We start from the raw sequence: 26,349 nt of genomic DNA, 5'->3' as shown, positions 1-26,349 counted from the left end.
CGTATGGCCCGGTGGGCCGGACAACCAGGCCGTAGCAGTAAACTCCTGGTCAATGAGCACCAATGAGGGCGAAGACAGCGTCGGCGACAACCAAGGCGAGACCGAACCCGAAACCGCCGGACCGACCTTCGCAGATCTCGGTATCGATGACCGTATCCTTTCGGCCATCGCCGATGTCGGCTACGAATCGCCCTCGCCCATCCAGGCCGCGACAATCCCTCCGCTGCTGGCAGGCGCGGATGTGGTGGGTCTGGCGCAGACCGGTACCGGTAAGACGGCTGCCTTCGCCATCCCGATCCTGATGGGACTGCTGCAGGATCGGCCCACCGGCAAACAGCCGGCCGCACTGGTGCTCGCACCGACCCGTGAACTGGCGATCCAGGTCGCCGAGGCCTTCGGCCGCTATGCCACTCATATGCCGGGCACCCATGTGCTGCCGATCTACGGCGGCCAGAGCTACGGCGTGCAGCTGTCCGGTCTCCGGCGCGGCGCCCAGGTGGTGGTCGGTACGCCCGGCCGGGTGATCGATCACCTGGAGAAGGGCACGCTGGACCTGTCGCAGCTGCGCTACCTGGTGCTCGACGAGGCCGACGAGATGCTGAAGATGGGGTTCCAGGAGGATGTCGAGCGCATTCTCGCCGATACCCCGGCCGATAAGCAGGTGGCGCTGTTCTCCGCGACCATGCCCGCCGCGATCCGCAAGATCTCCAAGCAGTACCTGCGCGAACCGGTCGAGATCACAGTCAAGGCCAAGACCAGCACCGCCACCAATATCGGCCAGCGCTGGGTACTTGTCTCGCATCAGCGCAAACTCGACGCGCTCACCCGGATCCTCGAGGTGGAGTCCTTCGAGGCGATGATCATCTTCGTGCGCACCAAACAGGCCACCGAGGAGCTGGCCGAGAAGCTGCGTGCCCGCGGGTTCTCCGCCGCGGCCATCAACGGCGATATCGCCCAGGCTCAGCGTGAGCGCACCATCGGCCAGCTGAAAGCGGGCACCCTCGATATCTTGGTCGCCACCGATGTCGCGGCCCGCGGTCTGGATGTGGACCGGATCTCGCATGTGGTGAACTACGACATCCCGCACGACACCGAGTCCTATGTGCACCGGATCGGCCGCACCGGCCGCGCGGGCCGCAGCGGTGAGGCACTGCTGTTCGTGGCCCCCCGGGAACGGCATCTGCTCAAATCCATCGAACGCGCGACCCGGCATCCGCTGACCGAGATGCAACTGCCCAGCGTCGACGATGTGAACGCGCAGCGGGTCGCGAAATTCGGCGACGCCATCACCGAGAACCTCAGCTCGGACAATCTCGCGCTGTTCCGCAAGTTGATCGAGGATTACGAACAGGAACACAACACTCCACTGGCCGATATCGCCGCCGCGCTGGCGGTCGCCGCACAGGACGGCGAGAGCTTCTTCCTCGAACCCGAGCCGGAGCCGGTGGAGCGGCCGCGCCGCGAGCGGGCGCCGCGTCATTTCGAGGAGGGCGGTTTCGACGAGCGCCGCGGCCCGTCCCGGCAGCGCACCACCGATGCGGAACTGGCCACCTATCGCATCGCGGTGGGCAAACGGCACCGGGTGGTGCCCGGTGCCATCGTCGGCGCCATCGCCAACGAAGGCGGCCTGCGGCGCAGCGATTTCGGGCATATCAGTATCCGGCCCGACCACAGCCTGGTGGAACTGCCCGCTCAGCTGCCGCCGGAAACCCTGGAGGCACTGCGGCGCACCCGGATCAGCGGCATCCTGATCCAGCTGCAGCTCGATTCGGGTCCGCCCGGACATCGTTCGATCGGCCGCGGCCCCCGCCGCGAGGGTCCGAAACGTCAGGATCGCCGGAAACCGCGTTCCTGAATCCACGGTCCGTTCCACCAGGTCGGACCCGGTGGTTACAGTGGGGCCCGTCCGGTCCGCGCGCCGGCGCCGGCCGGTCCGCGCGCAGCGCCGGCCGGTGTGTCACTGGGCGTAGGAGGGCCGTGGGTGTTCGTTGTCGGTGATCGGGTGGTGTACGGCGCCACAGATCTGGTGCGTGCCGCGCGTTGCGAATTCGCGTTGCTCCGCGCCCTCGACGCCGAATTGGGCACCGTGGCCCCGCTACCCGGTGACGACAACGGGTGCGAGGCGGTCGCTTCCGGTCACGATATCCCCGGTGTGACGGAGTTCGACCGGATGCGCGGCGCCGTCCGGGAGCGGTACGCGGGCACGCTGATCGAGATCCCCCGGCGCGGAACCCGTTCCGGGCCGCTTCCCGCTCTGTCCGGCGCTCACACCGACACCCTCGCTGCCCTCACGGCCGACGCCCCGGCAGTGGAGGATCCCCTGGTGTTCGACGGAGAAGTATTCGCGCACACCGAATTACTGACCCGTACCGGCGACGGGATCCGGCTCCACGGGGTGGGCCGATCGGGACCGGTCGCGACAGCACTCCGGATGACCGTCGCCGCGGCGCTGCTGGAAGAGCGGTCGGTCCGGGCCGACCCGCTGCTGTCGGTCTACTCGGATACCGGGACCCACACCGTGGCACTCGCCGACACCCTGCCGGTGTACCGGGCCCGACGGCGGCGGACCACGGAGATCCTGGACGAGCATTCCAGCGAGCTGCTCCCTGTCCAGTGGGGCGATCCCCGCTTCCGCGCGTGCCGGCGATGCGCCACCTGTCTCGCCGCCCGGGCCGAGGCACGGGATCTATTGCTGGTCGCCGGAATGGACCTACCCACGCGGGCGGCATTGCGCGCCGCGGGCGTCAGCACCATCGACCGGCTCACGACCCGTACCGTCACCGCACCGGAGATACCCTCGCGGGTCCTGACTCGGCTGCGCACTCAGGCCGTCGTCCAACTCCGCCAGGAACATTCCGGCCGCGGCGAGTACATCACCGCCGACCCGTCCGCGCTCGATATGCTGCCGCCCGCCACCCCCGGCGATCTCGCCCTGTGGGTGCACGAAATACCGTCCGGCCGACTGCGGATCGAGATCGCCGCCCGCGATACCGTCCGCCTGACCCGCGAGATCCCGCTCGAATCTTCGTCCGATCGGTTCGCTCCCGAGCGGCGGCGCGAGCTGCGCGCCGCCGCTCGCCGCAGCTTCACCGATATCCTCGCCGCGCTCACCGAACCGCTGCTGGCCGACCCGGATCTGCACATCTACCACTACACCGCCGCGGCTCGTACCTTCCTGCTGCACACCGCCACCCGCCTCGGTTCCGGCGAGGAGACCGTGGACGTGCTGCTGCGGACGGGCACGCTGGTGGATCTGTCTCCGATCTTCCGGGGCGCCTTTGTCGCCGGTTCACAGAACTACACGCTGCCGGCGATCGCGGCGGTGATGGGCGACCCACCGGGCGGGTCCGGCGCCCCTACCGTGCTCCGGCTCGCGGATCGGCTGCGCGATCACCAGAGCCCACCGGCGCATATATCGCCCGTCGGGGCGGTGGAGACACTCGACCGGCTGCTGCGCGAAACTCCCCCGGCGCAGCCCTCTTCCACCGAAGCCGCGCTGGCCGAGTTCGCCGCCCGCCGGGAGACCGCGACCCCGGCGGAACCGTACCGGGTCGCGGAGTTGACCGCCGCGCTGCTCGGCTATCACCGCCGCGAACAACAGCCGGCGTGGTGGGCACATATCGACCGGCTGACCCATCCGCTCGCCGAGTGGACCGCCGAGCCGGGCGTCATGGTGGCCGATTCCGCGGCGGTGGATACGAAATGGCATATCGGCCCCGGTGACACCGTGCGCCGTTTCCTCCGGCTCACCGGCCGCCTGGCCGGTCCGAGCCCGGCACCGGGCACCGCGGTCCGTATCGTCTACGAACCGGCGGTCCGCGCTCCCCGGGCCATCCGGACCTGCGGAACCGCCATCGTCCTCGGCTGTTCGGTGGACGCGGATCTCGCCGATACCGTCCGGCTGGAGGAGACACTGGCGCCCGGGGCCGAACCACACAGCGAATTGCCGGTCGCGCTGGCGCCCGCGCTACCGGACCCACCTGTCGCCGCCGCGGACGCGATAGAAGAGATCGGCAGGCAACTGCTGGTGACCCTGCCCGCCGTTCCCGCGACCGCGCTGTTCGACCTGCTCGCCCGCCGCCCGCCCCGGCTCCGTATCGGCCCGGCGGGACCCGGCGGCCCCGTTCTGCCACGGTCCGGAGACGATCCGCGGGCCGCGATCACCGCGGCGCTGCGCGATCTGGACCGGTCCTGTCTCGCGGTGCAGGCGCCGACCGGTACCGGTCGCACCGCCATCCTCGCCGATGTGCTCGCCGCACTGGTCACCGAGGACAACTGGCGTATAGGTATCGTCGCGCCCACTGCCGCACCGGTCGAGAGCCTGCTCGACGCGGTGGTGGGCGCGGGTGTTCTGCCCGAACTGGTCGCCAAGAGCGAAGCGGTGGCCGTGGCTCCCGAATGGCTGGTGCTCGAGCCCGAACGCTATCCCCGGTTCCTGGCGAATGCCATCCGCGGCTGTGTGGTGGGCGGTACACCCGCCGATTTCACCGATCCGGACCGTATCCCACGCGATTCGCTGGACCTGTTGGTGATCGCGGACGCGAACACCTTCCCGCTGGCGACCACCGCGGCCGTCTCGGTGAGTACCCGAAACCTGCTGCTCACCGGCGATCCGGCCACCCGGTACGACCCCGATCCGGGACCGCACCCGGAGCCGGTGCACACACCGGCACTCACCTGGTTCGCCGGCGGCCGGCCCACCCTGCCCCCGGCCCACGGCTACTTCCTGGACCTCACCCGGCGGCTGCATCCACTGCTCAGCGATACACTCTCACACCTCTATTTCGAGGATCGGTTGCGCGCGGCGCCGGAACCCGCCCACCCCGCCGATGCCGTGGAGCCCGGTATCGCCACGGTGCTGGTAGACCATCACGGCAACAGCACGGCCGCCGATGCCGAAGCCCGCGAGGTCCTGCAACAGATCCGAGACCTACTGGGACGGCAGTGGGACGACGGCACCGGACCCAGGCCGCTACAACCGCACGATATCGTCGTGGTCTCGCCGCACCGCGCACAGGTGGGCAGGATTCGGACCCTGTTGGCGCGGGCCCGGTTCGAGGAAGTACTGGTCGCCACCCCGGAGTTGCTGCGCGGGCGCGAGGCCGCGGTAGTGCTGGTCTCGCTCGCGGCGTCGAGTCCCGAGGATTCTCCGGTACCCGTCGGCGCGCTGCTGTCCCCCGCTCTCGTGCACGATTCGGTGGGCCGGGCCCGTCGCCGGGCGGTGATCGTGCGTTCGGTACTACTGACCGAATTCCTCCCGGAAACGCTGGAAGAATTGGCGAATATCTCTCGTTTCATCCGACTGGGAAGCGATTGAATTCATGCGGACCTTTCACACCTACTGAGACGGTTCGTATTCGGTTTACGGAATTGCGTCGTACGCCGGGAACAGGGCAGAATTACGCGGCCGCACCGGACCGAATTCGGTGATCGCTCATCCGAAACATTTCCCTTCGCCGCGATAGGTCGGTACCGCGACCCGGGTACCGTCACCGTCCACCAGATACAGTCGATCGAACCGTTCGCACAGTTCACCGGCCTTGGCGTGCCGGAACCAGACCCGGTCGCCGACCGACAGTCCGGCGGCCCCGGACAGCGGTGTCTGCACCTCTCCCGCCCCTTCGGTGCCCAATAGACGCAATCCCTTCGGCCACACCGGTTTCGGAACGCGAGAGGCTCCGGCCGGACCGGATGCGATATATCCCCCGGCGAATACCGTAGCTATTCCGGATGCGGGCCGCCGGAGTACAGGGAGCGCGAAATACAGTGCGGGACTTGGCCGGAAAGACCGATAGTCGTCGAACAGCGTCGGTACGTACAGACCCGATCCCGCGGTGATCTCGGTGACGCCCTCGGCAGCGGCGGACAATTCGATGGAGCCGGTGCCCCCACTGTTCACGATCTCCAGCGGCCCGGTCACCGACCGCACCGCGTCCAGGACCGCGCCCCGGCGCCGGCCGATCTCCCGGGCAGACGCCTTCTTCACCAGCCGCACCGGCAGCGAGGTGTCCGGGAGCCCGGCGATCTGCGCCTCGTAGGTCATCAGCCCGACCACGCGGAAGCCCCGGGAGCGCGCCGTCCGGGCCAGTTCGGCAGCCTGTTCCGGCGTCCGGACCGGCGACCGGCGCACTCCCAGGTGCACAGGCCCGATACGCAATGACGCGTCCACATCCAGGCAGACGCGCGGATGAACGGTGGAGCTGCCGAGCGCGGCCCGGATCAAGTCCAACTGCGCGCTGTCGTCGACCATCAGAGTGATCGCCTCGAGCAGTTCGGGATCGGCGCCGAGTTCGGCCAGCGCCGCGCGATCGGCGCTGGGGTATCCGAGCAGTACGTCACGAGCACCCCGGCGGGCCAGCCAGATCGCCTCGGCGAGCGAATACGACATGAGGCCGGCGAAACCGCCCGCGGCGGTCAGCCCGGCACCGAGCACCTCTTCGAGGACGGCACGGCAGCGCACCGATTTACTGGCCACCCGGATGGGCCGCCCGGAGGCCCGGCGAACGAGGTCCGCCGCATTGGCGCGCAACACCGGTAGGTCCACGGCGGCCAGCGGCGGATCGAGATCGGCGGTGGCCGCGTGCAAGGGGGCAATCGGCGAGGTCGCGCTCACCCCGACCACTCAACCATTGGACTGGTCAAACGTCCAGCTCTATCGCACGGGTATCAGGCGTCGACCGCCCGGGTGACCAGATTGGACACCAGATCGTCGAAGGCCACCAGGACGACCTCGTCGTCACAATCGGCCAGCCACCGCAGCACCGAACCCTGGACCACCATCATCACGTAAGAGGCCACCGACTCGACCGGTTCGATCCAGCGCGTACCCGACCGGGCGGCACACAGCTCCAGCCACTCGATCACATCGCGCTGCTGAGCGCGCTGCCGTTCGGAGATCACCGGATCGGGCGCGTAGTCCGAACCGGAATCCCAGTGTCGACACAGAGACTGCACGGTCTTCGAATACGCGTGGATCTGCTGCACCGGCGTCGACTTGACCAGCGGCCAATAGGCACTCGTCCCGGCGTGCAACAACACCCGCAACGCCCGTAATCCGGTGATATCCAGTACCGCGTCTGCATGATCGACCGCTTCACGCACGGCTGATCGAATCCGAACCTCCGCTATTTCTCCACGTACGCCCAACGCAAGCTCCCTCGGCAAACAACTCGCACACACCCGGGCCGAATATTCGACGCCGGAGCGGCCGGCCGGATCGAGTAGGCATTGGTCGGGAACTGGCTGCCTAAACGGTCCGTCTTCTCAATATTAGAAGGTTTTCAGGGTTTGAGAACAGTTACAACGGGAAACTCATACCCGAAGACTGTTTTGACGGCCCCCGTCGGGACCGCTACCGCCTACCCGGAACCTCGATGCGCGCACTCCCGGCCCACCCTGGGCCGGGCCCGGCGAGATCTACCCGCACCGCCCTAGCGCCTCATGACAGAGACCATCGGCAAGTCTACGACCACCCCCGGCCGATCCCCGACGGCTGTGCGGCATCACACAGCGCCCCCGATCGAACGCCGGTTAGCCTGATGCGGTGACAAGTTCTCCCCTCGCCGGGCATCTCCGGATCAGCGGCACATTCAACTTTCGAGATCTCGGCGGATTGCGCATCAGCGGCGGCGGGACCACCAAGCACGGAGTCCTGCTCCGTTCGGCCCAGCTCAGCCGGCTCGACGACGCCGGCCACACCGCGCTCCGGGAACTGGGCGTCGGCGCGGTGCACGATCTGCGTGGGCACCGGGAGATCGAGCGCGCCGGCGCCGACCGGCTGCCCGCGGAGATCCGCTCGCGCATCACCCCCTTCGACGACGGATCGGTCACCGCCCCGCCGCACGAAGCCGGCGCCAACCGCCAGAACGCGCCGGGCGCCGCCCTCGCCTACATGATGGATGTGTACCGCAATTTCCCGGCCCGGCCCGAGGCCCACGCCGCCATCACCGCACTCGCCGAGGCGATCGTCGCCGACCGCGGTGCGGTCCTCGTCCACTGCGCCGCCGGCAAGGACCGCACCGGCTGGACCATCGCCACCCTGCTGCGAGCGGTCGGGGTCGGCGAGTCCGAGATCCTCGGCGACTACATGCTGAGCAACCAGGCCGTGGCCGAACTGCGCACGTCACTGAAAGACGAACTGGGCGCGGACCTGCCCCAGGCCGTTCTCGAGGTGCGCGAGGAGTACCTGCGGGCGGGCCTGGAGTCCGGTATCGAACTGCACGGCGACTTCGAGTCCTACCTGACCGCGGTGGGCCTGACCCCCGATCTGCGCGATCGACTGCGGGAACGCTTGCTCGCCTGACCCCCGACCCGCGGGAACGACTACGGGAACGACAGTCCGGCCGGCCCTCAGGCGCCGCGCCGGACCAGACCGTCGGCGCCGATGCTCACATGATCGCCGGTATGGAACCAGCTGCCGGTGAAGCGATCGGCGGTGCGCTGCGGATCGTTCCAGTAGCGCCTGGTCACATTGGGGCCGCGGCACAACAGCTCGCCGTGACCCGAGGCGGCGAGCGGCCCGCACAGCGCGAGTTCGGTGCCGCCGAACGGGAAGCCCAATACGGCACCGTCGGCATCCGCGGCAGGTCCGGCCGTGGGCCCCAGGGCGAGTCCGATACCGCTGGTCTCGGTGGCACCCCACACCGACCACTGGCGGGCGGAGGGGAAGACCTCGCCGAGGCCGGCCGGTCCCGGATCGCCGGTCTCGACCGTATCGGCGCGGTGACCTGCCGTGCTGATTCGGATCACCCGCTCGGTACACAACCCAGCGGCCCGGCTCGCGGCCAGCTCCGGCAGCAGGCCGCCGAGTATGCGGGTATTGGTGGCGAGCGTGTCCACACCCTCGGTGGCGATCGCCTCCGCGACGCCGCCCATCTCGTGTGCCAGGACGACGGTGCCTCCTACGGCGAATGTCGGCAGCAACTGGTCGACGCAGCCGCTGGCGTAGGCCAGCGGCTGCAACACCAGATTCCGCAGACCGTCGGTCGGCAGATCCAGGGCGGCCACCATGGATCGGATGGCCGAGAGCAGATTCTCGTTGGTGAGTTCGACCCCGGTGGGGACCCCGTTCGCCCCGGCGCCACTGGTGTAGCAGAGCAATCCGAGATCGTTGAGCGCCGCGCCGTCGTCGATGAAAGCGGCGCCGTCGGGCAGATCGGCGACCCAGCGGTTATCGCTGCGGGTGGCACCGCATCCCCGATCGGGCGCGCCCAATACGAAATCGGCATCGCTGTCGGCGATGACCCGGTCGGCCAGCTCACCCGGCAAACCGTGATGGACCAGCACCGGCACCGCGCCGCTGAGCAGCGCTCCGAGGAACGCCTGGACCCAGCGCACACCGGGCGGCATATGCACAGCGACCCGGTCGCCGTAGCCGATCCCGTGCTCTTGGAGCCCACCGGCCACCCGCGAAGCCGAATGCCACAGCTCCCGGTAGGTGAGCCGGCCGCCCCCGACCTCGACCACCGCCTCCCGGTTGGAGAACGCGTGAACCTGTAGATCGAGCAGTTCGGTGAGGGCGGGACTGAGGTTGCCGTAGCGCAGAATCCCGTCCGCGCCCCGGGACAGCGGGGCCGTGGTACCGGCGTCGACGATATGGAACTCCACCAGATCCGGACGTACTCCGGGCGGACCACCGGTCCGCTCGCCGGCCGCGCAGGGACGGCTCGCGGGCCCGATGATCGTGGTCGTACCGGCTTGCATCGGACCTCCGCACAGTCGAACAGTCAGGCACCTGTGACTATATGACGCAGATCACAAATACGGGTGCGGAGTCACCGAATCGCCGGAATCGATTACCGAATCGTCATACCGGGTGGCGTCGACCGTTCGTCCGCAGGACTGCCGGGAACCGGCCGGCGCCCGATCCGGCGGCGGCCTCGGTACGGCGTTCGCGTCGTGTCAGCGCCCCCGGTAGGTCGCCCGGCCGGGGCCCAACTCCAGGAAACTGCGCACCGCCTGCGGCAGATCCTCGGTTTCGAACAATTCGCCGGAGACCTGAGGAGTCACCGAATCCGCGTGTGCCACCCCGCCCGACCGCCACGCCTCCACAATCCGTTTGGTCGCGGCGTGCGCGCGCGTCGGACCGTCGGCCAGCCGGTGGGCCAGCGCGACCGCCGCGGTATCGAGATCCTCGTGGATCTGGTTCACCACCCCCCATTCGCGCATGGTCTGCGCGCCGTACAGATCGCCGGTCATCACCAGTTCGCGCGCTCGCCCGGAACCGGCCCGTTCGGCCAGGCGCTGCGGCCCGCCCATCGACGGGGTCAATCCCACCACGATCTCCACCAACCCGAACTTCGCCTTCGGCGCGGCGAGGATCAGGTCACAGGCCAGCGCGATCTCGAACGCGGCGGTGAGGGTGAGCCCGTGCGCGGCGAAGATCACCGGACACGGCAGCGCCTCGATCGGATGGCTGATCCGGTCGAACAGGTCCTGCCACAGCCGCACGCCCTGTTCGGTGGTGAGGCCGTCGAAGGTGTGCACATCCACCCCGCCCGAGACCACCTTGCCCTCGGCCCGGATCAGCACCGCCCGCGGCGGCCACGCCGACAACGCTGCGATATCGGCGACCAGCGCATCGAACATGGCCTGGTCGAACAGGTTCAGGGGCGGGCTCGCCAACGTCAACGTAGCGACTTCGGCACCGCCCTCGGTGACCGTACGTTCCAGCCGGGTGCGTTCGGTAGCGCTCATACCGTCAGCTTATTGGCCGGCCCTGCGAGACTGGTGCTATGACCGATTCGGAAACCGCACAGGGCACCTACGTCGAACCGGGCGAATTCAAACGCGACACCAACTACATCACCACCCGGATCACCGCCGAGGGCCGCGACGGCTACCCGGTCGAACCGGGCCGGTACCGGCTGGTCGCCGCTCGCGCCTGCCCGTGGGCCAACCGCACCCTGATCGCGCGCCGCCTGCTCGGCCTGGAATCGGCAATATCGCTGGGCCTGTGCGGCCCCACCCACGACCAGCTGAGCTGGACCTTCGACCTGGACCCGGGCGGGGTCGACCCGGTCCTGAAGATCCCCCGCCTGCGCGACGCCTACCTGGCCCGCTTCCCCGGCTACCCGCGCGGCATCACGGTCCCGGCGATCGTGGACGTGCCGACCGGGCAGGTCGTCACCAACGACTACGCGCAGATCACCATCGACTTCTCGCTCGAATGGACCGAGTATCACCGCGACGGAGCGCCCGAGCTGTACCCCGAAGCTCTGCGCGCCGAGATCGACGAGGTGAACGCCCGCGTCTTCCGCGAAGTCAACAACGGCGTCTACCGATGCGGTTTCGCCGGCGCCCAGGACGCCTACGACGCAGCCTACGACCGGCTCTTCACCGCCTTGGACTGGCTGTCGGAGCGCCTGACCGGACAGCGCTACCTCGTCGGCGACACCATCACCGAAGCCGATATCCGGCTGTTCACCACCCTGGCCCGGTTCGACCCGGTCTACCACGGCCATTTCAAATGCAACCGCAGCAAACTCAGCGAGATGCCCGTGCTGTGGGCCTACGCCCGAGACCTGTTCCAAACCCCCGGCTTCGGCGACACCATCGACTTCGCCCAGATCAAGGACCATTACTACAAGGTCCACACGGATATCAATCCGACCCGGGTGGTCCCCAAAGGCCCGGGCCTCTCCAACTGGCTGACCCCCCACAGCCGCGAAGCCCTCGGCGGACGCCCCTTCGGCGACGGCACACCCCCGCCACCACCTACGCCGGACGAGACGGTCCCAGCGGAGCACAGCGCCAGGTGATCGATGTCGAATGCCGACGCAACCCCACGCGTCGAGTTCCACGAGACACCGCAAAGGGTTGAGGCCCGTCTCGCCTTCGGCAGGAGGTACTCAACGGTTCGCATTCCTCGGACGGTCGGCCGCACGAAGCGCGAAGCGCGAGTCCCGAGGCCTGGACGGCGAGACCGAGGAAGCCTCGCCCCCACGCGCCGGCGCGCCGAAATCGCAGCACCTTCACGAAACGGCTCACACGTCACCTTCACGCGCTGGCCCACTTCACTCCTTCACGACCAAGCCGCCGACTCACCACTTCACGAGCACCCTCATTTCTCCCAACCGAACCCAACTTCCGCCAATCCCGGACCGTCAGCCTTCGTAGGCGGGGCCCGCCCCGGTTCTGGAGCGACGTAGCGAAGGAGCGCAGCGACTGAGCGAAGGAGTGAAGAACCGGGGTTAATAGGGCCCCGCCCCGCGGCGCCGCAGGCGCCGCAAATAAACACAGCTTCGGAACCCGCAGCCCGGGTAGTCCGTTAAAAGTCAGAGCGAACATACGGCCGCCGTGCCATACAGTGCACAGAGGCCGAGAGGAGGGATGACGCCGTGCGTAACGGGGCATTGGAAAAGGCCGTGGTCGAGGCGCTGGACCACGGTTCCCGGCTACAAGCACCCGCCGTCGCCAAGTACGTGGCACGTTTGCGGCGCGCTCATCCCGACGAGTCGCCCGCGCAGCTCGTCGAGCGGCTGGAACGCCAGTATCTGCTGGCAGTGACCGGAAGCGGTAGCGCGGTCGGGGCATCGGCCGCGATTCCCGGAGTGGGCACACTCGCCGCGCTGGCGGCGGTGAGCGCGGAGACCACCTTCTTCATGGAGGCATCCGCGCTGTTCACTCTCGCCGTGGCGTCGGTGCACGGCGTCCGGCCCGAGGATATCGAGCAGCGGCGGGCGCTGGTGCTCGCGGTAGTGCTTGGCGACAGCGGGATGGAAATCGTCCAGAAGAGTGTCGGTACCTCGGCCAAGAACTGGGGCACCGTTTTCGCGAACAAGATCCCCGGCCTGGCGGGGATGAACGATTCGCTGGTGAAGCGGTTCATCGTGCGGTTCCTCACCAAACGCGCCGCGTTGATGGCGGGCAAGGTGGTTCCGGCCGGGATCGGCGCCGTGATCGGCGGGATCGGTAACCGGGCCCTGGGTAAGTCGACGATCAACAACGCGCGCAAGGCGTTCGGGTCCGCACCGGCGTATTTCGCCGACGAGATGGTGATCGACGCCGAGGTGCCGCCCGCGCTGGAGCAGCCGAGAAAGTCCCTGTCCCAGGGCGATCCGCATATGCCGCAGCACGAGGCCGTCGTGCGCCGGCCCGGGAACCAGCCCCCGGCCGGGTCCCGGTGACCCCCGCGGCGCTCCCGGCGATCACGGTCCGGGGTCTGACGAAGCGGTACGAGGATTTCAGTATCGGCGCCCAGGACATCTCGTTCGATATCGCGACGGGGACCTGCGCCGCGCTGGTGGGGCCGCCCGGGTCCGGGAAATCGACCGTGGCCGGGATTCTGCTGGGTCTGCTCCCGCCGACGGCCGGATCGGTCACCCTGGCCGGCGGCCGCAGCAGTTCGGCGGTGGGCGCCGTGCTCGCACCACGCGGTCTGCACCCGCGCCGCACGGTCCGCGACCATCTCCGGGTGTACGCCGCCGCGGCCGGATGCCCGGACAGCCGGGTGCGCGCGGTGCTGGAGACCACCGGCCTCACCGATCGTGCCGGTACCGTCCCCGACGACCTCACGCCCGGCGAACAAACCCGCGCCGCCCTGGCGACAGCCCTGCTGCCCGACCCACGGCTACTGGTCCTCGACGATCCCGTCGCCGGTATGCAGCTCGGCGAATTGTCCTGGTTACAGGGTTTCCTGCGTAATCACACCCGGCGCGGTGGCACGGTGCTGTTCACCGCGCCGAGTCTGGTGACCGCGTTGCCGATCGCCGACTATCTGGTGGTGCTGAGCAATGGGTCGGTGGCCTATCAGGGCAGCCCGGCGCGATTGCGGCGGCGCAACCCGGACCGGCTGGTGGTGGCGTCCTCGTCGTCCATCGCGATCGCCACCGCACTCGCCGCGCGCGGTTTCACCGACGCGGTCATCCGGCCCGACGAACAGCTGGCCGTGGCCGACGCGACCGAGGACGATATCGTGGCCGCCGCCCGCGCCGCCGATGTCCGGCTGCACCGTATAGTCCCCGACCGGATCCATCCCGACCGGGTGCTCGCCTCGTTGACCCGCGCTGCCGCGCCGCGTCCGGTGGGCCCCGGTATGCCGCCGCCCGCCTCTCTGCCGTACGGGGTTGCCCGATGATCGACGTCGTACCAGCGGAACTGATCCCGCCGGTCCTGTCCGAGTACCGCAAAATACTGACCCTGCGCCACACGCGGGTGCTGGCCGCAACGGTGATCGCCACGGCGATCGTGGCCGCCTCGGTGACCGCGATTCTGGCCGGACCGCTCGATCCGGAGGGCGAGCCGGTGACCGGCACAGCCACCATCGGTCTCTACCTGGCGCTGTTCGCGGTGATCGTGGCCGCGGCGGGGTTCGGGGCCGCGGGGGCGGCGGGCGAACACCAGCACAACACTCTGGTGATCACCGCGCTGTTCACCGTGGACCGGGACCGGCTGGCCGGGTCGAAATATCTGGTGACCGCCGCGGCCGCGTTCGTGGCCGCCCTGGCGGTGGAGATCGTGGCGGGGGTCTGCCTGCTGCTGTTCGGCCGCGATAAATTCGAGATCACGGCCGCGTTGTTCGCCGTACTCGGCGGCGGACTGCTCGCGGCGGTGTGCTGGGCGGTGATCGGTACCGGGATCGGGCTGCTGCTGCGCTCACCGGCGCTGGCGGTGGGCGCGGTCCTGGTCTGGGTCCTGCTCGCCGAACCGCTGCTGTGGGTGGTGACCGCGGGTATCGGCCTGCCGGGCGTGGCGACCCTGTTGCCCGGGTCGGCCACGCTGAGCACCGTACTGGCCGGGTCGTTCGCCGACAGCGATCTGCTGGCCCCCGCCCCGGCGGCGATCGTGGTGCTGCTGCTGTGGTCCATCGGGGTCGGCGCGGCCGGATGGTGGTCACTGCGCCGGGCCGAACTGTGAGCTGTGTTTATTTGCGGCGCCTGCGGCGCCGCGGGTCGGGGCCCTATTAACCCCGGTTCTTCACTCCTTCGCTCAGTCGCTGCGCTCCTTCGCTTCGTCGCTCCAGAACCGGGGCGGGCCCCGACTACGAACGCCGACCGTCCGGAGTAGACGGAAGGTATGCGCGGACGTGCGGCCTGATCACCTGGGTAGGTTCACGACACGGTAAGTCCTCAATGGTCGCCGATCTATGGACGGCGGGGCGCACACGCCGCTCGGTCACTGCGCTCCTTTGCCCTGTCGCTCCAGAACCGGGGGCGGGCCCGACCGTATCGACGGCGCCACTGTCGGGGCCCTACTGAGCCGGCTGCCCGGGAACAAGACCGTGTCACCGGGCGTCGTTATGGTCGATGACAGGTCGAGGTGAAGGGGGAACATGAGCGGCGGCGCGCGTCGGGGATGGCTCCGCAGGCTGTGGTCGGAGTGCCGGCGTTATCGCGGCACGCTGGCCGGTATCGCGCTGGCCCTCGTGGCCGGCGCGGCGGCCGAGATCATCGCACCGCTGCTCACCAAATGGGCTGTCGATTCGGCGACGAGCGGCGCCGCCCGGGTGATCGGTATCGTCGCCGGGCTGCTGGCCGTGCTCGCGGCGGGTCGGTTCGCCGCCTCGTTCGGGCGGCGGATGCTGGCCGGAAAACTATCGCTGGACGTCCAGCACGGGTTGCGGTTGCAGTTGCTCGGATCGTTGCAGCGGCTCGACGGCGCCGGGCAGGACGCGTTGCGCACCGGGCAGGTGGTTTCGCGTTCGATCACCGATCTGCAGCTGGTGCAGTCGCTGCTGGCGATGGCCCCGCTCTCGGGGATGTCGTTCCTGCAATTCGTGCTCGCCGCGGGGGTGATGCTGTGGCTTTCCCCGCCGCTGGCCGCGGTGGCACTGCTGATGGTGCCGCTGGTGATCGTGGTGGTGTACCGGATGCGACCCAGGTTGCACGCCGCGACGTGGTCGGCCCAGCAGCGGGCCGCCGAACTCGCCCAGCACGTCGAGGAGACGGTCACCGGGGTCCGCGTGGTGAAGGGGTTCGGCCAGGAAGCCCGCATGGTCGATGTGCTCGAACAGCACGGGCGCCGGCTGTTCGCCGAGCGGATGCGCGCGGCCGGGATCAATGCCCGCTTCTCCCCCACCCTGGCGGCGATCCCGCAGGCCGGTCTGGTGGTCGTGATCGCCGTCGGCGGCTGGCTGGCACTGCACGGCCAGATCGGTCTCGGCACCTTCCTCGCGTTCAGCGCCTACGTCACCACCATGACCACCACCGCCCGCACCATGGCCTCGGTGATCATCATGGCTCAGCTCACCCGGGCCGCCGCCGAACGGGTGTACCAGGTGATCGACGCGGGTCCGGCGGTGGCCGATCCGCCGCGGCCGGTCCCGGTGCCGGACGGCCCGCTGGGTATCGAACTCGACGGCGTCACCTTCGGCTTCGACTCCGCGCAACCCGTCTTGCGCGATCTCGACCTGCGGGTACGCCCGGGTGAGACGGTGGCGATCATCGGCCCGGCGGGGTCGGGCAAGACCACCCTGTCACTGCTACTGCCCCGGTTCTACGCGCCCGACGCCGGACGGATACAGCTCCTGGGCACCGATAGCGCGCAGCCGGTGGATATCGCCGATGTATCGGCCGCACAGCTGCGGGCCGCGGTCGGCGTGGTCTTCGACGACCCGTTCCTGTTCAGCTCCAGTGTCGCCGCCAATATCGCGCTCGGCCGCCCCGACGCCACCAACGCCGAGATCCGGGACGCCGCGCGGCAGGCCGCGGCCGACGAGTTCATCGAACAACTCCCCGACGGCTACGACACCGTGGTCGGCGAACGCGGCCTCACACTGTCCGGTGGGCAGCGCCAGCGCATCGCGCTGGCCCGGGCGCTGCTGGCCCGGCCGCGCATCCTCGTGCTCGACGACGCCACCTCCGCCGTGGACGCGGTGACCGAGGCCGCCATCTTCGGCGCCCTGCCCGATCAGGGTGCCCGCACCACGATCATCCTGGCTCACCGCGAATCCACCCTGGCCCACGCCGACCGGGTGATCCGCCTGCCCGAGCCGGATACTGTCGCCGTCGCCGGGCCGGTGTACGTGGCCGACCGGCTGCCCTCCGCCGCGGCGGCCGACCGATTCGCCCCCACGGCCGACCTCAGCGCGACACCCGAACTGCGGCGCGCCATCGAACGACTCCCCGCGGCCACCGAGCAACCGGGATTGGACGAGTCCAGGATCCGCGAACCGGATCCGGGTTTCCGGCTGGGCCGGCTGCTGTGGCCGGTGCGGACACTCGTGCTGGCTTCGGTGGCGTTGCTCGCGCTCGACGCGCTGATCGGGATCGGTTTCCCGCCGCTGGTGCGCCATGCGATCGACGCCGGGGTCACCGGCGCCGAACCGTCCGCGCTCACCTGGTCGGCCGTGCTCGGCACCGGACTGGTGCTCGCCGGATGGGTAGTGGCCGGGGCGACCACCCTGCTCACCTCCCGCACCGGCGAGCGGGTGCTGTACGGATTACGTGTCCGCAGCTACGCCCACCTGCAACGACTCGGTCTGGACTACTACGAGCGCGAACTGTCCGGCCGGATCATGACCCGGATGACCACCGATGTGGACGCCCTGTCGACGTTCCTGCAGACCGGAGTGTCCACCGCACTGGTGAGCGTGCTGTCACTGGCGGGTATCGCGGTCGCTCTGGTGGTGATCGATCTACAGCTCGCTCTGGTGGTGCTGCTCGGTGTGCTACCCCCGCTGATCATCGCCACGGTGGTGTTCCGCCGGGTCTCCTCGGTGGCCTACACCGTCTCCCGGGAACGCGTCTCCACGGTCAACGCCGATTTCCAGGAGAACATCGCCGGACTGCGGGCGGTGCAGGCCAACCGGCACGAACGACTCGCGGCACATCGGTTCGCGGAGTACTCGGCGAAGTACCGCCGCAGCCGGATGCGCGCCCAGCGCGCCATCGCACTGTATTTCGCGTTCGTGGCGTCGTGGACCGATCTGGCGCTGGCGCTCGTGGTGTTCAGCGGTGCGCACGCGGTGGCCGCGGGCACCACCAGCACCGGCACCCTGATCGCCTTCGTTCTCTATCTGGAACTGCTGTTCGGCCCGATCCAGCAGTTGTCCCAGGTCTTCGACGGTTACCAGCAGGCCCGCGTGGGTCTGCGCCGGATCGGCGATCTGCTGCGCACACCGTCGTCCATCCGGGCGGATCCGCCCGGCGCCGACCCGATCGCCGGGGGTCTGCGGGGAGAACTCGCACTGGATTCGGTGCGGTTCCGCTACCCGGGGACCGAGCGTCCCGCTCTCGACGACGTGGACCTGGCGGTCGCGCCCGGTCGATCGCTGGCCCTGGTCGGCGCGACCGGCGCCGGAAAGTCGACCATCGTCAAACTGCTCGCCCGCCTCTACGACCTCTCCGGCACCGATACCGGAGCGATCCGGGTGGACGGCATCGATATCCGCGACTACCGCCTGGACCGCTACCGGTCCCGGCTCGGGATGGTCCCGCAGGAAGCTCACCTCTTCACCGGCGATATCGCGAGCAACATTGCATTCGGGAAACCTTTCGCGACCGAAGCGGAGATCGAGGAAGCCGCGCGCGCGGTGGGCGCGCGGGAGATGATCGCCGGACTGCCCGGCGGATTCCACCGGCCCGTGGGCGAACGCGGCCGCGGCCTCTCGGCGGGTCAGCGGCAGCTCATCGCGCTCGCCCGCGCCCAGCTGGTCGACCCGGATCTGTTGCTGCTCGACGAGGCGACCGCCACCCTGGACCCCGATACCGAGGAGAAAGTGCTGGCCGCGACCGGATCGCTGGCTCGTAACCGCACGACCGTCGTCGTCGCGCATCGCCTCGCGACGGCCGCGCGCGCCGATCGGATCGCCGTCGTGGAGCACGGCCGGATCGTGGAAGCCGGTACACACGCCGATCTCGTGGCGGCCGGTGGGCACTATGCCCGCCTCTGGACAGCGGCCGGAAGCGGCGAAGGAATATTCTCGGTCGAGGACGAGTCGTCAACAACGAGGTCGGGATTGTCCGGTGGTCGGTGACCGAGTGGATGTGCACGGGGGCATATCCTCGTCTTCAGGGCGTATCGGTACCCATCCACCGATGCCCGGTGCCGGGCACGTCACAAACGTCGCAGCGCGAAGAACGGAATGAGGCGAACACCTGCTGTGAGCAGCTCAAAATCCCAGTTCGGTCAGAACCAGTGGCTGGTCGACGAGATGTATCAGAAGTTCAAACAGGATCCATCCTCGGTCGACGCCAGCTGGCACGAGTTCCTCGCCGACTACACCCCCGAGATCGCCGGTGACCCCGGCAACACCCCATCGGCTCCGGCATCCTCGGCCGTGAACTCGGCTCCGGCCCCGGTACCCGCCGAGAGCGCGTCCATCGCGTCGCGCGCCACCGCGCCTACGGCTCCGGCCCGCACCGCCGCACCGGCGGCCGCGCCCAAGGAGGCCCCGGCGGCCACCGCCGCCGCACGGACCACCGCGGCCGCCGCGCAGCAGCGTGCCCCGCAGACGACTCCGGCCCCGGTTTCCAATGCCGCCCCCACTTCAGGCGCGCCGAAGCCGGCTCCTGCCGCAGACGAGAAGAAGGTACTGCGCGGCGCTGCCGCCGCGGTGGCAAAGAACATGGCGGCCTCGCTGACCATCCCCACCGCTACCAGCGTGCGGGCCGTTCCGGCCAAACTGATGATCGACAACCGACTGGTCATCAACAACCATCTCGCCCGTACCCGGGGCGGCAAGATCTCCTTCACCCACCTGCTCGGCTACGCGATCGTGCAGGCGGTCAAGGCGTTCCCGAACATGAACCGGCATTTCGCCGAGGTCGACGGTAAGCCGAACGCGGTCACCCCCGCGCATACCAACCTCGGTCTGGCCATCGACCTGCCCGGTAAGGACGGAAGCCGGTCCCTGGTGGTCGCGGCGATCAAGGGCACTGAGGATATGACCTTCGGTCAGTTCCACACCGCCTACGAGGACATCGTCCGCCGGGCCCGCGACGGCAAACTGACCGCCGAGGACTTCAGCGGGGTCACCATCTCGCTGACCAATCCGGGCACCATCGGCACCGTGCACTCCGTACCGCGGCTGATGCAGGGGCAGGGCGCGATCATCGGCGCCGGCGCCATGGAGTACCCGGCGGAGTTCCAGGGTATGAGCGACGAGCGGATCGCCGATATCGGTATCGGCAAGCTCATGACGCTGACCTCCACCTACGATCACCGCATCATCCAGGGCGCGGAGTCCGGTGATTTCCTGCGCACCGTGCACAAACTGCTGATCGCCGACGAGTTCTACGACGAGATCTTCCACGGTCTGGGCGTGCCGTACGAGCCGATCCGCTGGCGCAAGGACATCAAGGAACGCGGCGTCGACAAGAGCACCCGCGTGCTGGAGATGATCGCCGCCTACCGCAACCGCGGTCACCTGATGGCCGATACCGATCCGCTGCGCCTGGTCAAGGACAAGTTCCGCAGCCACCCCGACCTGGATGTCATCCAGCACGGCCTCACCCTGTGGGATCTGGACCGCGAGTTCAACGTGGGCGGATTCCACGGCGAAGAGCGGATGAAGCTGCGCGATGTGCTGTCGGTGCTGCGCGATTCCTACTGTCGCCACGTCGGTGTGGAGTACACCCACATCCTCGAGGAAGATCAGCTCAAGTGGATGCAGGACCGGGTCGAGCAGAAGCACGTCAAGCCGACCGTCGCCCAGCAGAAGTACATCCTGAACCGGCTCAACGCGGCTGAGGCGTTCGAGACCTTCCTGCAGACCAAGTACGTCGGCCAGAAGCGCTTCTCGCTGGAGGGCGCCGAAACCGTCATCCCGATGATGGACGCCGTGATCGACCAGTGCGCCGAGTACGCGCTGGACGAGGTGATCATCGGCATGCCGCACCGCGGTCGGCTCAATGTGCTGGCCAATATCGTGGGTAAGCCCTATTCGAAGATCTTCACCGAGTTCGAGGGCAATATGAACCCGGCCGCCACCCACGGCTCGGGCGATGTGAAGTACCACCTCGGTGCCCGCGGCAACTACCTGCAGATGTTCGGTGACAACGAGATCGAGGTCTCGCTGACCGCCAACCCGTCGCATCTGGAAGCGGTCGACCCGGTGCTCGAGGGCCTGGCGCGCGCCAAGCAGGACCTGCTGGACAAGGGCGACGGCCCGGAGGGCTTCTCCGTCGTACCGCTGATGCTGCACGGTGACGCCGCGTTCGCCGGACAGGGCGTGGTGGCCGAAACCCTGAACCTGTCGGGGCTGCGCGGCTACCGCGTGGGCGGCACCATCCACATCGTGGTGAACAACCAGATCGGATTCACCACGGCCCCGGAGAACAGCCGGTCCACCGAGTACTCCACCGATATCGCCAAATTCATCGGCGCCCCGATCTTCCATGTCAACGGCGACGACCCGGAAGCGTGCGACTGGGTGGCCCGGCTGGCGGTCGATTTCCGGCAGAAGTTCCGCAAGGACGTGGTCATCGACCTGATCTGCTACCGCCGCCGCGGTCACAACGAGGGCGACGACCCGTCGATGACCCAGCCGTACATGTACGACGTCATCGACACCAAGCGCAGCGTCCGCAAGAGCTACACCGAGAGCCTGATCGGCCGCGGCGATATCTCGCTGAAAGAGGCCGAGGACGCGCTGCGCGACTACCAAGGCCAGTTGGAGCGGGTCTTCAACGAGGTCCGGGAGCTGGAGAAGTACGCGCAGGGCCCGAGCGAATCGGTGGAGGACGATCAGCAGATCCCGTCCACCGTGCTCACCGCTGTCGACAAATCGGTGCTGCAGCGGATCGGCGACGCGTTCCTGAATGTGCCCGACGGCTTCAGCGTGCATCCCCGGGTGCAGCCGGTGCTGGAGAAGCGGCGCGATATGGCCTACGAGGGCAAGGTCGACTGGGCGTTCGCCGAGTTGCTGGCCTTCGGCACCCTGATCGACGAGGGCCGGGCGGTTCGCCTCACCGGCCAGGACTCGCGACGCGGCACCTTCACCCAGCGGCATTCGGTGATCATCGACCGCAAGACGGCCGCCGAGTACACCCCACTGCACAACATCAACAGTGCCAACCCCGGCTGGTTCGCCGTGCACGATTCGGCGCTGAGCGAATTCGCCGCGGTCGGCTTCGAATACGGCTATTCGCTGGGCAATCCCGACGCGCTGGTGCTGTGGGAGGCCCAGTTCGGCGACTTCGTCAACGGCGCCCAGTCGATCATCGACGAGTTCATCTCCTCGGGTGAGGCCAAGTGGGGTCAGCTGTCCGAGGTCGTGCTGCTGCTGCCGCACGGGCACGAGGGTCAGGGCCCGGACCATACCTCCGGCCGTATCGAACGCTTCCTGCAGTTGTGCGCGGAGGGTTCGATGACGGTGGCGGTGCCGTCCACCCCGGCGAACTACTTCCATCTGTTGCGCCGGCACGCGCTGGACGGTATCCGCCGTCCGCTGATCGTCTTCACCCCGAAGTCGATGCTGCGTAACAAGGCCGTGGTCAGCGATTTGAAGGATTTCACCGAGAGCAAGTTCCGCTCGGTGTTCGACGAGCCCACCTACGAACAGGGCATCGGCGATCGTGGCGCCGTCAAGCGCGTCCTGCTCACCAGCGGCAAGCTCTACTACGAGCTGGCCGCCGCGAAGGCCAAGCGCAAGCGTGACGATGTCGCCATCGTCCGGGTCGAGCAGCTCTACCCGCTGCCGAAGTTCCGGTTGAACGAGGCCCTGGAGCGGTACTCGAACGCCACCGAGATCGCCTGGGTCCAGGAGGAACCGGCGAACCAGGGTGCGTGGCCGTTCTTCGGCCTGAACCTGCCGGAGCTGCTGCCGGACCGGCTGGGCCGCCTGCGCCGTATCTCGCGGCGCGCCATGTCGGCCCCGTCCTCGGGTTCGAGCAAGGTGCACGCGGTGGAGCAGGCCGAGATCATCGAGGAGGCCTTCGCGCCCACCGACTGAGCCTCGGCGCCTGCCCGACGCCGGGCGTGAACCCTTCCTCGGAAGAGTTCACGCCCGGCGTCGCCCGTTTCCGGATGTCACCTGCCGGGAATGCTCGACCAGCGAATACCCGGCGTTCATGGAATCCCGCCCGCGCTTCCCTTGTGGGACAAGCTAGGGGCCTTGAAGTTTCGGTACTGCCGGCCACTATCGAGGCCGATCGCATCCTGAAGTCCGCTACGCACCGCGAGGCCCTGCGCCGGTTGATCCACTCTATGAACTCCCCGGGAACCTCGGACGGAATGGGAATTCCTCCGCTCCCAGTAATGGGCGCCGGGTACGGTGGTCACTGCGTACCCGGCCGACTCTGGCGCACGGGGTGTTTCATCATTCCGAACGGCGCTGCCGCTGGTGGAGGTATTGGACAATCGATCCTGAGATCGGTGCGGCGGAAAGTTTCTGGGCATGGCAGGCGAGATCGAACTGAGGCGGGCCGGGCCGCTCATCGTGCATCGGGTGACCAAAGTCTTCGACGCGGCGGCCGGTGGAATCGCCCGCACGGTTTCGGGCGGTGCGGACGGACTGCGTTCCGCCGCCGGTATCAGCCATGTCGATAGCGATACCGGCCGGGTATTCGAGGGGACCATCCTCGATCGAGCGGGGATGCGCGGCACCGATCTGTACGGGCAGCGCATCGCAATCGATCCGGACAAGGTCGTCGTACGGCCGTTGCACAACGATCACGGCGAAGTTGTCGGCCTGCGGATACCAGCGAGCACCGCCGACGATCGATCCGCTGCGCGGTGGGCCGACGGCCAGTTGCTCGGTCACTTCACGACCCGTGTCCCGGTGTTGCCCCACGCCGATTACAAACGAGCGTCCTCATTGACGGAGGACTGGGACTCGAGGCCGTTCTTTATCGTCGGAAAATTCAACGCTCGCGATGCGGAGGCCATGCTCGAGCACAGCGGCACGGGTGCGGAACCGGTGCGGCTGGGGGGCTCGGATTTCGGTCACCTGATCGCCCGCAGTCCGGAATTCGATGCGCTCACAAACAGCGCCAAGGACTCTCAGCGTCCAGTGGTACTCGTCTCCCAGAAATCCGGCGTCACGGATCCGACGCTGGTTGCGTCGATCGCCGAATACCTGCACGGGCAGACCGATCTGATCGGCCCGGTGCGCGGAGTCGTCCACCCCACTACCAGGGTCGAACCGACGCGGTTCGGCGGCTTCCTGTCGTATCCGGAGATGGAGGCTCGCGTCACCTTGGACTCGAACCTGCAGGTGACGTCGGAGTATCTCGAATACAGACATCCGCGCTTCACCGGCGGAACCTGATCCGCGAACACGGACACCGCACTGCTGCTGATATCGCCGACGGGCACGACTCGGGACGTGCGCGCGACACCGGCATCAGGCGTGCGCAGGCAGCGCCGCCATCGCTCTGACCTCCCGGCCGCCGGCGGCGCCCCTGTTCGGAACCCGGCGGGTGTACTTGGATGGGCTGATGTTGCTCGATCTCCAGTTGGACGCGCGCCCGGACCGCAGCGTCGAACGCGCCCGAACCCTCGTCGACGCCGGGGCGGCCGGACTGTTCACCTTCGAGGGGCCGCACGACGTGTTACTGCCCTTGGCGGCGGTGGCCGGCCGCGTCGATACCGACCTGATGACCAATGTCGCGATCGCCATGCCGCGCAGCCCGATGCATCTGGCGCACGCGGCCTGGGATCTGCAGCTGATGTCGGGTGGGCGTTTCCGGCTCGGGCTCGGTTCCCAGATCCGGCCGCATATCGAGAAGCGCTACGGCGCCACCTGGTCGGCTCCGGCGGCCCGGATGCGCGAGATCGTACTCGCGGTGCGGACGATCCTGACCTCCTGGCAGGACGGCACCCCCTTGGATTTCCGCGGCGAGCACACCCGGCACACCCTGATGCCGAGCACCTTCGTCCCCGGCCCCAATCCGTACGGAGCCCCACCGGTACTGCTCGGCGCGCTCGGACCGTTGATGACCCGGACCGCGGCCGAGGTCGCGGACGGGCTGCTGGTGATGCCCTTCCACAGCCACCGCCATTTCCGGGAGCGGACGCTGCCCGCCGTGGCGGAGGGTATGAAACGGGCGGGTCGCACCGAATTCCCGCTCTACCCGCAGGTGATCGTCGCAATGGGCCGGTCGGCGGAGGAGCTCTCGGCAGCCTCGATCGGGGTACGCGGCCTGCTGGCCTTCTACAGTTCGACCCCGGCATACCGGCCGGTGCTCGAAGTCGAGGGCTGGGGACAGTTGCAACCGGAACTCAACGCGCTCTCCAAATCCGGCGACATCATGACCATGTTCGACCGGATCTCCGAGCCGATGGTCGACACCCTGGCGGTCCGGGGTACGCCGGAGGACTGCGCCGCCGAGATCATCCGCCGCTTCGGCGATTTCGCGGACCGGGTGTGCTGCTACTTCCCCGGCTACGATCCACCCGTCGCCCAGATCGCCGCCCTGACCACCGCATTGCGGCGATAACCCCGCAGGTAGCCGATCCCTTTACCTCTCGGGTAATCGTCGCGCGGACCCGACGCCGCCATGATCGGTACATCGGACAGACCGAGAGGACGACATCATGACCGCCTACGCCATCGCCCACCTGCAAGCGGCCGATCCGCATCCCGAGATCGCCGAATACATCGAACGCATTCCCACCACCTTCGAACCGTTCGGCGGCAGGTTCCTCGTGCACGCCGCGCAGCACGAGGTGAAGGAGGGCGTCTGGCCCGGATTCGTCGTGGTGATCGGGTTCCCCGGGATGGACGAGGCGCGGGCCTGGTGGGATTCGCCCGCCTACCGGGATATCGCACCGCTGCGATCACGGCATATCGTCGGCGACATAATCCTGGTCGACGGAGTCGCCGCCGACTACGACCCGGCCGCCACCGCGACGGCTATGCGGCAGCACATGCCCGCCGGGTAGCTCCTGGGCCTGTGCAGGCGGGCGCGCGACCCACTTACTCGACACGCGGATATCCGAAACGGGAACCCGTGAATTCGGCGAAAACCGGCGCGCCACTGCTGAACTGCGAGTATGCATTGTCTCCGATTCCGAGCTCTCATCCAGCGGAAAGGGGACGGTCTTGACGGATCGGGACAGCAGTATCACCAGGCGGCAGCTCGGCCGGTATCTGCGCGAGGCGCGCGAGGCGATAGGTCTGACCATCGCGGAAGCGGCGGCACTCATGGAGTGGGGCAAGAGCAGCCTGCAACGCATCGAAACGGGTCAGAACCAGAAGATCCGCGTACGCGATCTGGACGGATTGATCGAGATCTACGAGATCGACGAGGTGAAAGCGGCGGGGTTGCGGGGACTGGCCCGCGAGACCGGCGAGAAGTCCTGGTGGCACGAATTCGGCAGCGTGATTCCGGCTAATTTCAGTGTCTACATGGGACTGGAATCCGCAGCCCGGGTCTTGACGACCTACCAACCGGACCTTGAACCGTCACGGATATGGGACCGGCTTCGGTTTCAGACCAGCGCCGGTCGGCGTGGCAGGTTTTG

At 68.2% G+C, this 26,349-nt stretch carries 17 protein-coding genes; 13 read left to right on the top strand and 4 right to left on the bottom strand.

What is annotated here, in order from left to right:
* The first annotated feature begins 52 nt into the window (after window positions 1-52).
* On the top strand, window positions 53-1,855 hold the full coding sequence (locus IEY68_RS11330; RefSeq protein WP_058856568.1) for a DEAD/DEAH box helicase: 1,803 nt from the start codon (window positions 53-55) through the stop codon (window positions 1,853-1,855).
* A 126-nt stretch (window positions 1,856-1,981) separates the two neighbouring features.
* Window positions 1,982-5,317, top strand: coding sequence for an AAA domain-containing protein (locus IEY68_RS11325; protein WP_058856567.1), 3,336 nt, complete (start codon window positions 1,982-1,984; stop codon window positions 5,315-5,317).
* A gap of 117 nt (window positions 5,318-5,434) precedes the next feature.
* Here IEY68_RS11325 and IEY68_RS11320 read toward each other — a convergent pair whose 3' ends face one another.
* Window positions 5,435-6,622: an amino acid deaminase/aldolase gene (locus tag IEY68_RS11320; protein WP_082681605.1), complete on the bottom strand. Its 1,188-nt coding sequence runs from the start codon at window positions 6,620-6,622 to the stop codon at window positions 5,435-5,437.
* A 44-nt stretch (window positions 6,623-6,666) separates the two neighbouring features.
* Window positions 6,667-7,101: a TetR family transcriptional regulator gene (locus IEY68_RS11315; protein WP_229718727.1), complete on the bottom strand. Its 435-nt coding sequence runs from the start codon at window positions 7,099-7,101 to the stop codon at window positions 6,667-6,669.
* A gap of 442 nt (window positions 7,102-7,543) precedes the next feature.
* On the opposite strand from IEY68_RS11315, the gene IEY68_RS11310 reads away from it, so the two are divergent.
* The gene (locus tag IEY68_RS11310; protein ID WP_058856566.1) at window positions 7,544-8,302 is read left to right on the top strand and encodes a tyrosine-protein phosphatase; all 759 of its coding nucleotides are present in this window, start codon (window positions 7,544-7,546) and stop codon (window positions 8,300-8,302) included.
* 47 nt (window positions 8,303-8,349) lie between these two features.
* On the opposite strand, the gene IEY68_RS11305 is transcribed toward IEY68_RS11310, so the two are convergent.
* Together IEY68_RS11305 and IEY68_RS11300 are read right to left on the bottom strand one after the other, a co-directional pair.
* The gene (locus tag IEY68_RS11305) at window positions 8,350-9,702 is read right to left on the bottom strand and encodes a class I adenylate-forming enzyme family protein (RefSeq protein ID WP_082681604.1); all 1,353 of its coding nucleotides are present in this window, start codon (window positions 9,700-9,702) and stop codon (window positions 8,350-8,352) included.
* Window positions 9,703-9,900: 198 nt separating this feature from the next.
* On the bottom strand, window positions 9,901-10,695 hold the full coding sequence (locus IEY68_RS11300; RefSeq protein WP_058856565.1) for an enoyl-CoA hydratase/isomerase family protein: 795 nt from the start codon (window positions 10,693-10,695) through the stop codon (window positions 9,901-9,903).
* Window positions 10,696-10,733: 38 nt separating this feature from the next.
* On the opposite strand from IEY68_RS11300, the gene IEY68_RS11295 reads away from it, so the two are divergent.
* The 10 genes from IEY68_RS11295 to IEY68_RS11250 all read left to right on the top strand — a co-directional run.
* Window positions 10,734-11,759, top strand: coding sequence for a glutathione S-transferase family protein (locus IEY68_RS11295; RefSeq protein ID WP_058856564.1), 1,026 nt, complete (start codon window positions 10,734-10,736; stop codon window positions 11,757-11,759).
* A gap of 594 nt (window positions 11,760-12,353) precedes the next feature.
* Window positions 12,354-13,127, top strand: coding sequence for a hypothetical protein (locus tag IEY68_RS11290; protein ID WP_229718755.1), 774 nt, complete (start codon window positions 12,354-12,356; stop codon window positions 13,125-13,127).
* On the top strand, window positions 13,124-14,077 hold the full coding sequence (locus IEY68_RS11285) for an ATP-binding cassette domain-containing protein (RefSeq protein WP_058856563.1): 954 nt from the start codon (window positions 13,124-13,126) through the stop codon (window positions 14,075-14,077). The genes IEY68_RS11290 and IEY68_RS11285 overlap by 4 nt, the downstream gene beginning before the upstream one ends.
* Complete coding sequence (locus tag IEY68_RS11280) at window positions 14,074-14,856, top strand: ABC transporter permease (RefSeq protein WP_058856562.1); 783 nt, start codon at window positions 14,074-14,076, stop codon at window positions 14,854-14,856. The genes IEY68_RS11285 and IEY68_RS11280 overlap by 4 nt, the downstream gene beginning before the upstream one ends.
* 415 nt (window positions 14,857-15,271) lie before the next feature.
* Window positions 15,272-18,916 carry an ABC transporter ATP-binding protein gene (locus tag IEY68_RS11275; protein ID WP_058856561.1) on the top strand — a complete coding sequence of 1,215 codons (3,645 nt, stop codon included), beginning with the start codon at window positions 15,272-15,274 and terminating at the stop codon, window positions 18,914-18,916.
* A 108-nt stretch (window positions 18,917-19,024) separates the two neighbouring features.
* Entirely contained in the window at window positions 19,025-22,834 is a 3,810-nt protein-coding gene (locus tag IEY68_RS11270; RefSeq protein ID WP_189094217.1) for a multifunctional oxoglutarate decarboxylase/oxoglutarate dehydrogenase thiamine pyrophosphate-binding subunit/dihydrolipoyllysine-residue succinyltransferase subunit, read from the top strand.
* Between the two features lie 444 nt (window positions 22,835-23,278).
* On the top strand, window positions 23,279-24,151 hold the full coding sequence (locus tag IEY68_RS11265; protein WP_058852930.1) for a hypothetical protein: 873 nt from the start codon (window positions 23,279-23,281) through the stop codon (window positions 24,149-24,151).
* Window positions 24,152-24,320: 169 nt separating this feature from the next.
* Window positions 24,321-25,322 (top strand): TIGR03617 family F420-dependent LLM class oxidoreductase, encoded by a 1,002-nt coding sequence (locus IEY68_RS11260; protein ID WP_058852931.1) that lies wholly within the window; start codon window positions 24,321-24,323, stop codon window positions 25,320-25,322.
* Between the two features lie 97 nt (window positions 25,323-25,419).
* Entirely contained in the window at window positions 25,420-25,767 is a 348-nt protein-coding gene (locus IEY68_RS11255) for a DUF1330 domain-containing protein (RefSeq protein ID WP_058852932.1), read from the top strand.
* 160 nt (window positions 25,768-25,927) lie between these two features.
* The coding region (locus tag IEY68_RS11250) for a helix-turn-helix domain-containing protein (protein ID WP_189094216.1) at window positions 25,928-26,349 on the top strand (422 nt) is incomplete at its 3' end.

The organism is Nocardia jinanensis, from assembly GCF_014645735.1.
GTDB classification, from domain to species: Bacteria; Actinomycetota; Actinomycetes; order Mycobacteriales; family Mycobacteriaceae; genus Nocardia; species Nocardia jinanensis.
The sequence above is the reverse complement of the archived record's forward strand: the minus strand, read 5'-3'. Positions and strand labels throughout refer to the sequence as shown.

Bases quoted from the DNA above. Each gene is read 5' to 3' on its own strand.
- IEY68_RS11280 (WP_058856562.1), top strand. From the start codon at position 14,074: ATGATCGACGTCGTACCAGCGGAACTGATCCCGCCGGTCCTGTCCGAG.
- IEY68_RS11260 (WP_058852931.1), top strand. From the start codon at position 24,321: ATGTTGCTCGATCTCCAGTTGGACGCGCGCCCGGACCGCAGCGTCGAA.
- IEY68_RS11275 (WP_058856561.1), top strand. From the start codon at position 15,272: ATGAGCGGCGGCGCGCGTCGGGGATGGCTCCGCAGGCTGTGGTCGGAG.
- IEY68_RS11270 (WP_189094217.1), top strand. From the start codon at position 19,025: ATGAGGCGAACACCTGCTGTGAGCAGCTCAAAATCCCAGTTCGGTCAG.
- IEY68_RS11255 (WP_058852932.1), top strand. From the start codon at position 25,420: ATGACCGCCTACGCCATCGCCCACCTGCAAGCGGCCGATCCGCATCCC.
- IEY68_RS11330 (WP_058856568.1), top strand. From the start codon at position 53: ATGAGCACCAATGAGGGCGAAGACAGCGTCGGCGACAACCAAGGCGAG.
- IEY68_RS11305 (WP_082681604.1), bottom strand. From the start codon at position 9,702: ATGCAAGCCGGTACGACCACGATCATCGGGCCCGCGAGCCGTCCCTGC.
- IEY68_RS11265 (WP_058852930.1), top strand. From the start codon at position 23,279: ATGGCAGGCGAGATCGAACTGAGGCGGGCCGGGCCGCTCATCGTGCAT.
- IEY68_RS11300 (WP_058856565.1), bottom strand. From the start codon at position 10,695: ATGAGCGCTACCGAACGCACCCGGCTGGAACGTACGGTCACCGAGGGC.
- IEY68_RS11295 (WP_058856564.1), top strand. From the start codon at position 10,734: ATGACCGATTCGGAAACCGCACAGGGCACCTACGTCGAACCGGGCGAA.